This window comes from Oceanobacillus timonensis (assembly GCF_900166635.1).
Taxonomy (GTDB): Bacteria; Bacillota; Bacilli; order Bacillales; family Amphibacillaceae; genus Oceanobacillus; species Oceanobacillus timonensis.
In genome coordinates this window covers 1,873,715-1,888,148 of record NZ_LT800497.1, presented here as the reverse complement: position 1 = coordinate 1,888,148, position 14,434 = coordinate 1,873,715, and the positions used below count along the sequence as shown (strand labels likewise).

The following is a 14,434-nucleotide window of genomic DNA, read 5'->3' as shown; positions in this document are numbered from 1 at the left end:
ACCGGGTTATACCAGTTAAAAAGCATCGAATCGCATAAGATAATAGCTGTATTACAGCATAATCATGCGGTTACCAATCTATTTCATCCTATATAAAACCGCCTGTTTCACATGATGATCGAAACGGGCGGTTTTATGTAACCTATCTGCTTTCATTTGATATTGTCTGCCATAACACGGGTTTCACTTATTCCGTGACTCCGTCCAAACCTAAATGCAGCAGGGCATAATCTCTTCCCTGCCCATCTTGTTCGGATTCTCCAATCACTTGAAATCGATGCTTCAAATAAAAAGCAGTAGCTGATGTATTGTCCTTATTTACATCTACGAATTGAATGCCATCTTTTTCTATTAAATCCTTTATAATAATGCTGCCAAATCCCTTCCCTATTTGGTCCGGGTCTAAAAACAACATTTCCAAATTTCTTTCATTCACACCAGAAAACCCAATCAATGTATCATCATGGTACCACGATTTCATATCTAGTTGCGGGAAATAAGTTGGAATTTCTGCTTTCATTTCTTCTCTATCTTTGGATTTCAAAAAATCATGTGTTGCTAACACAGATTTCTCCCATAATTGAATCAGAGCAGTATAATCTTCACTGCTAGGCTTTTTCCATTGCATGAGTACTTCCTCCCAATTAAAAATCGAATAAAAATCCTTTCCTTTTTACAAGTAAGGCATGTTTTTATTATATATGCCTGTTCATGTTTTATGAAGTAATTATTCCATTGCTATCTATAACCTCTTATTTACTGCCAAAGAAAAGTCATTTTCACTTTCTAATTATCTTCTATAATAGAACACATTTCACAATACAAGAACAAAATCGCTAACGCGACTAAATCACGTCCCAAGTAGATGCTAATCACTTGGGACGTTTTTCGCTTCAATCATAGTGCCATTACAATGCGGACAATGAAGTTCTACTTCATCCCTATTATTTTTATCCACACTAAATTCACCAATGATATACTCCGGGACTTCATCGGTTCCATGGCAATCTAAACATTGAAATAATATGATCTTCATTTCTTCTTTTAAGCCAAAAGGATCCTCTTCGTCCAGCCAGTCTGGAAAAAATTCATCTGATTTATCCGGCTCTTTTGGGTTTGTCAATTCCGTATCTCCTCCTTCTTTCTTTCTCTACATCCTCCATGTAATGATAAATCCACCCATAGTCAGCATGCCATATTCCAATGAGCTCCATCTGTTTACGGCAACACGGACATTCCAAAGGGTCCTGTTCAAATGATTCTATCATACGTTGACGGTATGTTTTTTTCTTACGTTTTGCTTCCAAAAGAAACGAAATCTGCTTCGTTCTCATGAACGCATATAAACTCAATATTTGTTGTGCTTTACGATGAGCCCTTCTACTATACAGTCCATACCTCCCAACCATTCGAAAATGCTTTGGTGGAATGTGTTGTAATATTTCAAATAAGAACCTGTACACTGGAACCTTTTTATCTACACGTTTTCCTGTTTTATGATCCTCATACCAGTAATGAACTGTTTCCCCATCATAAGATTCAATACGATATTCGGCGATAGCTGGTCGAGCTAAATATCTGCCGATATACTTGGCTACACGCTTGGCATTGTTCATTTTCTTCTCTGCATTGACATAAAAGCCTTTCGGATACCTTTGATATAACTCATTAATAAGTTCTATGATTTTCGGTGTTGCAGGAAACCACTTCTTCAACAAATCTAAGACAACTTTTTGCCAGGACTTTCTTAAAAAATCATAAGGAACATATCCATTATTAACCCATTCATTTTGATTATCTAACGCACCTTCTGTCACCAATGCATGTATGTGAGGATTAAACTTTAAATCTCTTCCAAACGTATGAATAACCGTAATAATCCCTGAACGGAAGCCTCTTTTCTTACCTTTCTTTTTATTATGGTACTGAAATACTTCGGCTACCTGTTTACTTAATTCATTTAATTTTTTTCGGTCATTGTAAAATATGTTTCTTAACTCTCGTGGAAGTGTAAAGACCATATGGCGATGCGTAACATTAAATATCATTTCCTGTTGTTTGTCTGACCAGTCATCCGTATACTTTTTCCCACAACGGTGGCATAGTCTGCTTTTACAAGTAAAACACACGAATTTAGGAGAAGGATCCCCTTCACATCCTAAACACTCATAACGAGCATACCCTAAATCACGTGTCCCACAGCGAATTGTTTTTTCTACCGTTTCTTTTATATGTTCACGATACGTTTTCGGAAAACGATCAGCATGGAACTCCCAAAATCCAGCAAAATGGTCTTTTAAGATTTCTTTAATAACTCCGCTTCCCTTTCTCATATCTCTACCCCTCCAGTGAGTTAATAAAAGTTTAACATAAAAGTTATCCACAGCTAGAGAATTTTATAATTTCCTAGACAATAAAGAAAACCCTCAGCAATGATGCTCAGGGCTTTTTACTGTCTGTGTTCTCATTTCGTTTATGCTTTCTTTCACTTTGGGAATCGTTCTTCGATTTCGTTTTACGTTTCTCATCGTCAGCTTCTATTTTTAAATCTTCCAGCGGGACTTCATCTACAAATTTTTGTTCCTCATGTTCATCCAATTCCGTTCTTCTTTCTTCAGTGCGATTCGGTTTCCTGTTATTGGAAGAACGCTTATCTTTATCGGACATGCTCCAATCACCTCACAATATCTTTTTACTTCCTTTTCCTTTTTCATCGTATGACTAAACATCATGATACGAAAATGGCTTTTGAATACGTTCCATAAATCGGCATACATTACAGACACATATTGCAGTAATACGGAGAAATTCCTGATATGAAAAATGAATAAGTATTGGTCACCCGTGAAAAAATACAGATGTGTCAATATCGTTATTCTTATGTTGTCCATAATTGAGGAAATGCAGCATGATCGTCATCGTAAAATGACTCGATTTACTGCAATTTTAACTTGCCTGGTCAACGATAAGTTAACCTGATTGTTCACAATTCAAAAAGGAGTGGTTCAAATGGGCAGAGATGAGCATAAGAAGAGAAAAAATAATTTTTTATCACAAACTCCTAGAAGAGGTTGTTCAAAAGTCCAATAAAAATGACACGGCGAATTTCTGCGTTGGCTTGCTTTTCCGGTACTCACGTATCTAATAACATACGCTCCGTTCCTCAAAGCTGCGCCGCCTTGAACTTCTTGGTCCTATTTATCGGACTTTTGAACACGCATTAAAAATCAAAAAACAGATGGCAGAGATGTCGAATTTTCAGACGAGTTTGCTGATGCGGATGATAAAGAAGCGCAAGCAAGAAGCCGGGCTGCAGATAAACGGGCTCATGACAAATAATCCATCCAACGGAGCGGTTCCCTTCCTTGAAGGGAACCGCTCCATTGCATTATTGTGAGACTTCTCTCTATTGACTAAGGAACATGGACTGTCTGGATGTGGAGTAGCTTGTCGGCCTGCATGTATCCCATGTCTCCCCTCTTGTATATTTTCATTACATACAGGAAAAAATGATATGCAGGAGGGGTTGTTCTATGGAACACGGATTTTTATCCATTGAAGAGTTTAATACGCTAATTCAACAATGGAATGGAAGAACGATACAAATTACAAAACACGAAATCAACGACATCGATCAAACTATCATCCACCTGCAAAATATATCCTATGACCAAAACACACGCAGAATCGATGATTATGTACCAAAACATAGTTTACTGTTACATGGAGATGGCCAAGTTGAGTCACTGCCGACAATGAGCAATGAGCCGCTTCCATCTTCCTATTATGAAATCCCGCTGGAGGATCATTCCCTGTATGAATTTAATGGGAAGACATTTTTTATTACCACCGATCGTGGTGTTTATAAGCTTGAGTTGGCTTAGCTTAAACAGCAAAAGAACTGAAAATATCTCTTTCACTGTTCATGTGTGAATCGTTATTATCGGAAGGAAATAGATGAAACATACCAGAGCTATTCATTTTTATGGATGGCTCTACACCTGTTTGACATGAAACTGCCAAAAATATTTTTCTATTTACACTCCAAACTATGAAACTAGCATTCCAAATCTTACAAATTAAGAAAGCATCTGCTACAATAAAGCTAATTAGTTAACAGAATATTGCTTTACTACGTGATTTTTGATAGTTAGCAAAATCGCCTGTTCTCAGGAAGACGTATACCCGCGGTAAAGAAATAAATAGCCGGAGAAAAGGAAGGAAAAGGAATGGTACATAAACAAACGAAACGACCTATCGTGCTTATTGCCTTAATATTATCTATGTTTATGGCAGCAATTGAAGGAACCATTATCGCTACAGCTATGCCGAACATTGTATCTGATTTGGGCGGATTCACGCTATATAGCTGGGTTTTTTCCAGTTTTCTATTAATGCAAGCAGTCACTACGATGGTATATGGCAAATTAGCCGACTTATTCGGCCGCAAACCCATTTTTGTCATTGGTGTCATTATCTTTTTAATTGGTTCCTTCTTATGCGGATTGGCAGAATCCATGACTGCCCTTGTCGTGTTTCGGCTTATCCAAGGTCTTGGAGCCGGCGCTATCCACCCGATGGTAACCACCATCGTTGGAGATATGTATCGTTTAGAAGAACGCGCCAAAGTGCAGGGATATTTAGCAAGTGTCTGGGGCATCTCCTCTGTTGCCGGTCCGCTTCTCGGAGGGATGATTGTGCAATATGTGGACTGGGCTTGGATCTTCTGGATGAATATTCCGATTGGTCTTATTGGATTGGCTGGCGTTGTCCTGTTCTTTCATGAAAAAGTGGATAAAGAACAGAAAACCATCGATTATCTTGGGACAAGTTTCTTTTTCATAGCTATATCCTCGTTGATTATCGTGTTTGTACAAGCAGGCACCAATTGGGCTTGGCTCTCGCCGGAAACACTCGGATTGCTCGGACTCTTTGTCATTGGTATCTCCTTGTTTATTTGGCAGGAGAAAAGATGTACCGCGCCAATGATGCCTTTATCCTTATGGAAAAATAAATTAATGGTTATTGCTAATATCGCTACCTTACTTTCGGGGATGATTATTTTAGGTTTAAGCAGCTTCCTTCCTACTTATGTGCAGGGAGTCATGGGCGAATCAGCGATTGTAGCCGGCTTCACCTTAAGTACCTTATCTATCGGCTGGCCAATCGCATCAACCATCGCCGGACATCTGGTATTACGGATTGGCTTTCGAAAAACAGCCTTTCTTGGCGGTATCGCATTATTTGCCGGTACATTTCTCTTTTTCCTGCTCGATACAGACAAAGGACCCATTTATGCCGGTTTCAGCTCTTTCATCGTTGGTATAGGGATGGGACTGACTTCGACAACATTTATCGTAGCCATTCAAAATAGTGTATCTTGGCAAGCAAGAGGATCAGCTACCTCTTTAAATATGTTTATGCGTATTATCGGCAGTGCGATTGGTACTGCGTTGCTCGGCGGTATTTTGAACCTGCGACTGCAGCAATATTATCAGCAGCAGGCAATAGATGATATGCCAAATACAGATGCCATCTTAAATGAAGGGATGCGAGAAACACTTTCTGCGGATACACTTACTTTGATGCAGGATGGATTAACGCATGCATTTCATACCGTGTTCTTTTGCCTATTCTTAATTGGTACACTGACCTTTGTTATTCTGTGGTTTTTCCCAAAAGGCGCTATACCAAACAAGTAACTTTTTCTTTTCCTGAACGTTTCTTATAAATAAAATCAGCTAATATCATAGGGCGAAGTTAAAACAATTTGTAACCACCCCTATGATTTAGCCCCCCCTCTTCCGCTTCATTCTTTTCCCCTTTTCAAAGCCATTTATGAACGGATTTTTGTATTATATGAGACATGCATTCTTCCATCAATTTACCCCAAAAATGCACATCACCAAATTGTCGAAATTTTTCGTCCTAGGGTACTTGAATGGCGCCCCTTTATCCCTCATCATTATAAGTGAGGATACTTTTATTTTTTAAAAAAGAGGTGATTCATGATGGTTTCATTTGTCATAAAGTGAAAATTATAATCACAAAAACAGGTATTTATTAGATACGATTTTTTCTGCTTATGTGGTTACAACCTTTATATAAAACGGATTCTGGAAGAAAGGAGTATGTGCTTATGGCACAGAAAAAATGGTTTAACTTACAAACAGAACAAGTGGAAACAGAGCTTAAGACGGATATAAATCATGGATTAACCAGCGAACAAGTAGAACAACGCAAACAGAAGTATGGAAAAAATGAATTACCGGAGCCTGATAAGGATCCAAAGTGGTTAAAATTCTTACGGCAATTTAATGACACGTTAATTTATGTTTTATTAGCTGCAGCTGTCCTTACTGTGATTTTAGGACATTACGCAGATACGATTGTTATTTTAATGGTTATTCTTATTAATGCTGTCATCGGTTATTTTCAAGAAAACAAAGCCGAGAAAGCATTGGAAGGCATTAAAAAAATGCTGTCTCTTGAATCAACTGTCATTCGTGACGGAAAGCATACCGAAGTTGCTTCAAGCGAACTGGTACCGGGCGATATCGTATTATTATCCCCAGGAGATAAAATTCCCGCAGATTTACGTTTAACTGCCGCTAGCCGGCTGACAATAGAAGAATCCCCTCTTACTGGTGAATCGACATCCGTCGAAAAAAATACAGAAACCCTACCAGAAGATACCGTCCTTGGTGATCGACTGAATATGGCTTTTTCCGGCACAGCAGTTGTTTCCGGATCGGCACAAGGCATTGTCGCAGCTACCGGAGCAAATACTGAAATCGGTAAAATCAACCAATCCATTGCAGAAGTAGAAGAATTAAAAACACCTTTATTAAAACAAACAGCGCATTTTGGAAAAATGATTTCTATTTCTATCGTCAGCATTGCAGCTTTATTGTTTGTTTTTGCAGCATATTTCTATAACTATCCTATCGGGGAACTGTTACTTTACGTTATCAGTTTAATTGTTGCTGCCATTCCGGAAGGTTTACCTGCTATTCTTTCCATCATTCTGTCATTAGGGATGCAAATAATGGCCCGAAACAATGCCATTATGCGGAATTTGCCATCCGTGGAGACACTCGGAGCAGTAACCGTCATTTGTTCGGACAAGACAGGGACGCTGACCAAAAATGAAATGACCGTCCAATCCATTGAACTCTCCGACAGACACTTGGATGTAACAGGAACCGGCTACGCACCTGAAGGAAACATCCTTGAAAATAATCAAGAAGTAAATATTGCAGAGAATCAAGAACTGCACATGTTTTTAAGCAATGTATTAACAGTAAATGATGCCTATTTGCGAAAAGAGGACGAAGAATGGACAATCAGCGGCGAACCGACAGAAGGCTGTCTGGTCACACTGGCGGAAAAAGCCAATCAAGAAATAGACCGGCTTCCCATCCTCTCTAAAATCCCTTTCGATTCCAGCTATAAATACATGGCAGGACTCGTGGAAAAAGACGGAGAAAAAATCATTTATGTCAAAGGAGCTCCCGACCGGCTGTTTGATATGGCAGGTTTGACAGAAGGTTCCGAGGAACGCAGGCTTTGGGAAGATAAAATGCTCGCACGCTCCAGCAATGGAGAAAGAATCATCGGAGCTGCGTATAAATATATAGAAGCCGATAAAACACAAATTGATCATGAAGATATTTGTGAAGGATTGAACATAATCGGTTTGGCAGGCATTCTCGATCCTCCAAGAGAAGAAGCTATCGAAGCGGTAAAAGTTTGCAAACGAGCTGGCATCCAGGTAAAAATGATTACAGGAGATCATAAGGCGACAGCTCTTGCTATTGCCAAACAAATGGGCATTACCGAACAAGACAATGTACTCGAAGGACGCGATTTGGATCAGTTATCTGAAGAGGAAATACAGAACGCAGTCCAGCATGTAGATGTTTTCGCCCGCACCAGTCCAGAGAACAAACTGCAACTGGTAACCGCTATGCAGGAAAACGGAGAAATTACGGCGATGACAGGTGATGGGGTTAATGACGCTCCTGCTTTAAAACGCGCTGATATCGGGGTTTCCATGGGCATCAAAGGAACCGAAGTAGCTAAAGAAGCTTCCGAAATGGTGCTGGTCGATGATAATTTTAATACCATTGTTAATGCGGTAAAAGAAGGCCGGCGTGTCTACGATAATTTGAAGAAAACCATCCTGTTTATCCTGCCGACCAATGGTGCGGAAGCATTTTTGATTGTTTCTGCGTTAATCGTAGGAATGAATATGCCGCTCTCCCCCATTCAGGTACTTTATGTAAATATGGTAACAGCCGTAACCGTTTCTTTCGCATTGGCATTTGAAAAACTGGAGCCTGGAGCAATGGAACGGCCACCACGCCCGGCTAACGCAAAACTGCTTAGTCCCTACTATATGTTCCGGATTATTTTAGTATCACTACTTGTCGGCGGAGCGATTATGACTATGAATGTAACCCTGCTCGGTGATCCAGAACACTATTCACCAGAACAGGTAACAACGATTACGCTGCATTCCATTGTAATTGCACAGCTTTTCCATGTATTTAATGTCCGAAACGAGCGTCACTTTGCATTTAATAAAGATTTCTTCTCCAACAAAATTGCTTTTATGCTTGCAGGCGTTCTGATTGTTCTTCAATTCATGGTGACATATATTCCATTCTTGAGAAATGTATTTGACTTATATCCAATCGAGGCAAAGTACTGGATCTACCCTTTTGTGATTGGAATAATGACCTTTATCATTATTGAAATCGAGAAGTATATTACCCGGAAGATTACTGCTGCAAGAGCATTTAACAAAGAAAATGGAAAAGAATAATGATAAAAGACAAGGATCATCTTTCCTTGTCTTTTTAATCTTATTAACGCGGTTGTCATCAGATTCTACTGCATGCAAAAGAAGCAGAGAATCCCTTCCCTGCCTCACTCCGATAGTTCTTTGCTGCTTGTTATTTCCATCCCCTGCAATGCCTGCGTAGCTAACCGATCCGCTTCCCGATTCTTCTTACGTGAAATGTGCTTGTACTCCGGAGAAACTCCCAATTGATTCAATTTATTCTCAATTCGATCTGCCCATTTTATTAATTCTTCCTCATAACAAGGCCATTCTCCCATTAATTGATTCACGACAACCTGGGAATCACCATAAAAAGAGACAGGCAAATGATGGACACCCAGTCCCTCCAATTCCACCAGTGCCAAGTGCAATGCAGCGTATTCCGCTTCATTATTCGTATAAAGCTCTTCCACCAGGGCATTTTTTCGTAAACGGTAAAATGTATTATTCTGTTGATAGTAGATGGCACAGCCTAAACCGGAATACCTTGTTTCACGCTCAAATCCTCCATCAAAATAAACAGTTATATCATGCGGCTCGGTTTGAATTTCTTCCATCTGCTTACGTAATTCTTTTAAACTCCACGTATGCTCCAGAGAATCAACGAATATGATATTTTTCATACGTCCGGTTTTCTTTATATCTTCAACGATGAACAACGCATTTGAGGCGTCCATCTCTTCAGAAGTAAAAGCCGCAGCAATCCCTTTGGGTGTCTGATAGGTGCATTCGATTCGTACTTTCATCGTTTTGCCTCCGGTCTCAAATGTCGGGAAACGAAAAGTTATCCCCTGTCTTCAATAGTATTTCCATTACTCTATATTTATACAGCAGTTAGAAAGCCTATAAGGAATCAAACATAAACAGCTGCTTACGTTTATCCTATTTTTCAAAAAATGGCCTTACATTAAAAAGATACACAAAAAAAGGATAATAAGCAAATCAGCTGATCACTTTCAGAGAAGCGACAGAATAGCATTCTGACAGCTTTCGAATCTGTTGTAATAATTTTTCTTTCGTAAATGCAGGCAGCTGCTTCCAAAAAGATTCTTGTCAACCCATCCTTACTTTGATATTATAATGAGTGAGTACTCACTATTTTATAAAGGAGTCTATAAGCATGATTAAATTATCTAATATGTCCAAGAGCTTTGGAAAACAAACGATTCTGCAAGATGTATCCATAGATATTCACACCAATCAAATTACCGGGTTAATTGGCCCATCAGGTACAGGGAAGACGACATTAATTAAATGCTTGATGGGAATGGAAAAATACGATACCGGTTCTATCCAAATCGATGATACAACGGTTCCCAACCGTAAACTCTTAAATAAAATCGGCTATATGGCGCAAAGTGATTCGCTATACCATGATTTAACCGGTTTGGAAAATATTCAATTTTTTGCCCGAATGTATGGGAAAAAGATTTCTGAAAAGGCCGTTCAGTCCACGCTAAATCTCGTCCAGCTTGAACAGGATAAAAAGAAATTGGTAGCGCACTACTCCGGCGGGATGAAACGCCGCTTATCCCTTGCAATTGCGTTAATTAATCAGCCTGAGTATTTGATTTTAGATGAGCCGACGGTCGGGATTGACCCTGTGCTTAAGTTAAGTATCTGGGATCAGCTGCATGATTTAAAAAAAGACAGTACGCTGTTAATTACGACCCACATTATGGATGAATCCATGAAATGTGACCAGCTGTTATTAATGAAAAATAAAGGAATTGCAGCAAGCGGTACGCCGCAGGAAATATTAGAGAACTTCGGCGTCAGCGATATTGATCAAGTCTTTTTAAAATTGGAGGAAATCGAAAATGCGAATGCTTCAGCTGATTAAACGGATTTGCAAACAGGTCCTTCGCGATAAACGTACCCTTGCATTATTATTTCTGGCTCCTATTTTTGTCATTACGCTATTGAATTATATTTTTCCAGATCCGGATGATGAGATAACCATTGCTGCAGTTAATGTCAGCGATGAGGTAATCGATATTTTAGAAGAGAATGATATCATCGTGAAACAAGAAAACGAGATGGATATACAGTCTTATTTGGAAGAAGGAAATGCCAGTGCTGTTTTGGAGGAACAGGATGAGGAGTGGACATTGACCATTCTGAATGATAACCCAATGGATGAGGGTCCTGCTATTCAGGGAAGTTCACAGGCTGTAATGGAAACAAATGTCAATGATCTTTCGGATAATATCGATGAGATGATAAGTAATATGGAGGATATGTCAGCAGGTGTAGAAGAAATGATGGAGCAGCTTCCTCCTGAAATTGCTCAGAACATGGATATAGATATGAATATGGACACGGGTATCGATACAGACATCGATTCTGAAATCGATATGGATGATGATCCGATTTCTGTAGAATATATCTATGGCGATGAAAGCAATACTTTTTTTGAAATTTTAAATCCCATTTTAGTCAGCTTCTTCGTATTCTTTTTTGTCTTTTTAATCGCCGGCATGTCGATGTTAAAAGAAAGAAGCAGCGGCACATTGGAGAAATTATTATCCACGCCAATAAGAAAATCTGAGATTGTATTTGGTTATTTATTTGGCTATGGGATTTTTGCTATTCTCCAGACAGCGATTATTATCCTTTATTCCGTATATATTTTAGATATGGAAATTGCCGGTTCGATCACCAATATGTTTATTATTAATATTTTATTAAGCTTTGTTGCACTTGGACTCGGCCTTTTATTATCTACCTTTGTCAGCAGCGAATTCCAGATGATTCAATTTATCCCGCTTGTGATTATTCCGCAAATATTCTTCTCTGGAATGCTGAATGTGGATACCATGGAAACGTGGCTGCAGTGGATTGCGCCGATTATGCCATTGTACTATGCAGGAAATGCGATGATTGATGTGGTTGTAAAAGGATTTACGCTTGGGGAGATTATGATTCCCCTATCGATTTTAGTTTTGTTTATTGTTGTGTTTGTGACGTTGAATATTCTTGGGATGCGGCGGTATCGGAAGGTGTAAACAATTAGCATACTGGCAGTATTGTATCGTTTAATGTAAATAAAGTTTAATTTTCTATATCAAATAATGACCAAAAGCTCTTTCTCCGTTTTGTTGGGAAAGAGCTTTTCTATTCGTTTATCATATTACAGTACCTTCTTTATCCGTGATTACGCCAATTACGTTTGCCCCGCAGTATTAAATGGTAATCTGCAGGGCTTTTCATAGTCCGAAATATTTTTATTCTATAATTCTATTATCGTCCAAAATTTCCGGCTTATGTTTCATGCTGTCCAGTTCCGTAATTTCTCTAATCACTCTGCATGGGTTGCCAGCTGCAAAAGTATTGCTTGGAATGTCCTTCACAACAACACTCCCTGCCCCAATTACGCAATTATCCTCGATTGTTACTCCTGGACATACAACCACATTTGCTCCAAGCCAGCAATCATTACCAATTTTAACAGGTTTCGCATAACACATATGCTTAGGCACACCATCTTTATCCATAATGGCACGGCGTTCATCTGGAAGCATTGGATGTACAGGTGTAACGATCGTCACATTTGGGCCAAAATCGCAATGATTGCCAATAACCACCTCTGCATCATCTTGAATGGTTAAATTAAAATTTGCAAAAAAAAGATTACCAATCTTTGTATGTTTTCCATAGTGAATATAAATAGGACCTTGCAGACGGCTACTCTCTCCAATTTCATGGAAAATATTTGAAATGAGTGCTTGTCTCTTTTCCGTTTCATCTTCGAACGTGCGGTTATATTCGGAACATAGGTTATGAGTTCTGAGCTTTATTTCTTTTAACTCCGGTTCTCCAGGTGAAAAAAGGGTACCTTTAAAGATTTTTTCTTCTTCTCTCATTTTTATTCTCCTAAGTGGAATCTAGCGCAGGCTCAACAAGTTTGTTCCAATCGCTATTTCCTGTAGTTTTTAGTTTTGTTTCAAAAGTTCATTCTATAAACAGACAAGCCAAACATAACAAGTGCTATTCATACTAAAAGCTACGATTGTTTACCCATTGGTACTACAAAGGTATTGTAAATGACCACAATTCGAGCGCTTTCCCCACATTTCAGAGGAAACAGTTTTAAAAAGGATCGAAGCCTACTTCAATGACTTGCCTAGTTTTGGCAGGATGGCATTTCATTTTGCCACCTTATTATTTACGTTCATTCTTATGCAATATTCGCACTTATTATAACATAATTTTCATTACTTATTTCCCAAGCTGTTCCACTTGCCCTATATCACTTTAGTAAACTAGGAGTTATTTAAATGTTTATGCTTTATAGGTATTTCTAAAACTTCCAGGATCTAACTTCCAGGATTTTCTTTATTTTTGGATTTGTTCATAATAGTCAGGATAAAAAGATTTATAACGGAAGCTGTAAAAGCATTAAAACTCATATATCCAAGTCCTAATCCTCCCCAACCACCAACGAAAATACTTAGAATAAACGCCAAGACACTGAGTAGACAAGTAATAAGAGGCAAGATGATTCTTTTTTCTTTAAAAAGCATACTCAAAAGGAATATAACAACACCAATACCGAGGATATACAACACAGTCTCTATTATTCCTTCAGCCATGGATTTCACTCCTCTGTTTAATGACATTCGCTATAAGTTTTGCATTAACAAATACAAAATTCAACGTAATCATATCAACCTATGATATGATTGAGTCTGTTTTTCAACTGGTTCCTATGTAGAATTGCTAACGTTGAAAATAAAAAAGATCTCATTAATTTACACTTTAGATTAAATAATTTCGATTATTTTCTATCTTTGTTTTTTAAAAGATATGTTCTTTGATTAGACAAAATCATTTGTTAGTATGAACAAAAAAATAAGGCTAAAAGCGGATACCGTCTAAAGACGGTGGAGTTAGACCACGCATCTATAAGTTAAAACATACTATCTAATTCCCTATTATCCACTGATTTCCATATCTGATTCACTCAGTAAATTATATTTAATAATGGATAGGAGTTACTGAAACAATGAATAAAAAAATAAAAATTGCTGGAATATTAATTTTGCTTCTTCTTATTCTAGGATCAATCGTTTTTATCTCGTTTAAACTATTCTCTCCAAAAGATGAAACTGTAGTTCTTTGGGCAGATAACGATATGACAGTGAGTAAAGTTACACCGGAATCTGAAAATAGTCAAATACAATCCGTAAGATATGAAAATAAAATAAACTACGCTGACTTAGGAATAGAAGGAGCATCAAGGGAAAAGATGGAATCACAACACGATACAAATATGGAAGAATACAAGGAAATGAATGATATTGAAGGGGTCGAAGCTGGAGTTAATTATGAAGAAGACTATTTTGTTATAAATAGTTATTACGATTTAACCGTTGCAGACATAGATGACATCATTGAACTTGATGCAGCAGTTTCTAATGAGGACGATTTAAAATTGAAAAATTATGTGAAACATTTAGAAGAACTTGGTTTTGAAGAGAAATAGCATATCTTTCTATGAAAGTTGTTTTATCGGGAGTGTAAACTAAGCTGTGTAGTAAGAGCCGTACGCTCTCTTAAGTAATGTATAGCATAGGTTATTTG

General features: G+C 38.2%; 13 protein-coding genes and 1 pseudogene. 7 read left to right on the top strand and 7 right to left on the bottom strand.

Annotation, left to right across the window (positions count from 1 at the left end; all coding sequences use genetic code 11):
* Positions 1 to 187: 187 nt before the first annotated feature.
* From B7E05_RS09205 to B7E05_RS09190, 4 genes are all read right to left on the bottom strand, one after another.
* The gene (locus B7E05_RS09205) at positions 188 to 628 is read right to left on the bottom strand and encodes a GNAT family N-acetyltransferase (RefSeq protein ID WP_080873650.1); all 441 of its coding nucleotides are present in this window, start codon (positions 626 to 628) and stop codon (positions 188 to 190) included.
* Between the two features lie 240 nt (positions 629 to 868).
* On the bottom strand, positions 869 to 1,123 hold the full coding sequence (locus tag B7E05_RS09200; protein WP_245832918.1) for a hypothetical protein: 255 nt from the start codon (positions 1,121 to 1,123) through the stop codon (positions 869 to 871).
* Entirely contained in the window at positions 1,098 to 2,333 is a 1,236-nt protein-coding gene (locus B7E05_RS09195) for an IS91 family transposase (RefSeq protein ID WP_080872281.1), read from the bottom strand. The genes B7E05_RS09200 and B7E05_RS09195 overlap by 26 nt, the downstream gene beginning before the upstream one ends.
* Before the next feature lie 106 nt (positions 2,334 to 2,439).
* Positions 2,440 to 2,667 carry a hypothetical protein gene (locus tag B7E05_RS09190; protein ID WP_080873914.1) on the bottom strand — a complete coding sequence of 76 codons (228 nt, stop codon included), beginning with the start codon at positions 2,665 to 2,667 and terminating at the stop codon, positions 2,440 to 2,442.
* Positions 2,668 to 3,222: 555 nt separating this feature from the next.
* Between B7E05_RS09190 and B7E05_RS09185 the strand changes: the two are divergent.
* From B7E05_RS09185 to B7E05_RS09170, 4 genes and pseudogenes are all read left to right on the top strand, one after another.
* Positions 3,223 to 3,339, top strand: a pseudogene (locus tag B7E05_RS09185) (YfhD family protein); the annotation flags it as partial.
* Positions 3,340 to 3,533: 194 nt separating this feature from the next.
* On the top strand, positions 3,534 to 3,884 hold the full coding sequence (gene ymzB, locus B7E05_RS09180) for a protein YmzB (RefSeq protein WP_080873913.1): 351 nt from the start codon (positions 3,534 to 3,536) through the stop codon (positions 3,882 to 3,884).
* 345 nt (positions 3,885 to 4,229) lie between these two features.
* The gene (locus B7E05_RS09175; protein WP_080873912.1) at positions 4,230 to 5,702 is read left to right on the top strand and encodes an MDR family MFS transporter; all 1,473 of its coding nucleotides are present in this window, start codon (positions 4,230 to 4,232) and stop codon (positions 5,700 to 5,702) included.
* Positions 5,703 to 6,139: 437 nt separating this feature from the next.
* A complete protein-coding gene (locus B7E05_RS09170) occupies positions 6,140 to 8,830 on the top strand; it encodes a cation-transporting P-type ATPase (protein ID WP_080873911.1) in 2,691 nt (896 codons plus the stop codon).
* 104 nt (positions 8,831 to 8,934) lie between these two features.
* Here B7E05_RS09170 and B7E05_RS09165 read toward each other — a convergent pair whose 3' ends face one another.
* Positions 8,935 to 9,594: a ribonuclease H family protein gene (locus B7E05_RS09165; protein ID WP_080873910.1), complete on the bottom strand. Its 660-nt coding sequence runs from the start codon at positions 9,592 to 9,594 to the stop codon at positions 8,935 to 8,937.
* A 374-nt stretch (positions 9,595 to 9,968) separates the two neighbouring features.
* Between B7E05_RS09165 and B7E05_RS09160 the strand changes: the two genes are divergently transcribed.
* Both B7E05_RS09160 and B7E05_RS09155 read left to right on the top strand, forming a co-directional pair.
* Positions 9,969 to 10,691 carry an ABC transporter ATP-binding protein gene (locus tag B7E05_RS09160; RefSeq protein ID WP_080873909.1) on the top strand — a complete coding sequence of 241 codons (723 nt, stop codon included), beginning with the start codon at positions 9,969 to 9,971 and terminating at the stop codon, positions 10,689 to 10,691.
* On the top strand, positions 10,669 to 11,856 hold the full coding sequence (locus tag B7E05_RS09155; RefSeq protein ID WP_080873908.1) for an ABC transporter permease: 1,188 nt from the start codon (positions 10,669 to 10,671) through the stop codon (positions 11,854 to 11,856). The genes B7E05_RS09160 and B7E05_RS09155 overlap by 23 nt, the downstream gene beginning before the upstream one ends.
* 219 nt (positions 11,857 to 12,075) lie before the next feature.
* Here the strand turns inward: B7E05_RS09155 and B7E05_RS09150 are convergent, their stop codons facing one another.
* Positions 12,076 to 12,714, bottom strand: coding sequence for a sugar O-acetyltransferase (locus B7E05_RS09150; RefSeq protein ID WP_080873907.1), 639 nt, complete (start codon positions 12,712 to 12,714; stop codon positions 12,076 to 12,078).
* Positions 12,715 to 13,167: 453 nt separating this feature from the next.
* Positions 13,168 to 13,443 (bottom strand): YesK family protein, encoded by a 276-nt coding sequence (locus B7E05_RS09145; RefSeq protein WP_179134504.1) that lies wholly within the window; start codon positions 13,441 to 13,443, stop codon positions 13,168 to 13,170.
* Positions 13,444 to 13,856: 413 nt separating this feature from the next.
* On the opposite strand from B7E05_RS09145, the gene B7E05_RS09140 reads away from it, so the two are divergent.
* Positions 13,857 to 14,336 (top strand): DUF1307 domain-containing protein, encoded by a 480-nt coding sequence (locus tag B7E05_RS09140; RefSeq protein WP_080873905.1) that lies wholly within the window; start codon positions 13,857 to 13,859, stop codon positions 14,334 to 14,336.
* Positions 14,337 to 14,434: the final 98 nt, after the last annotated feature.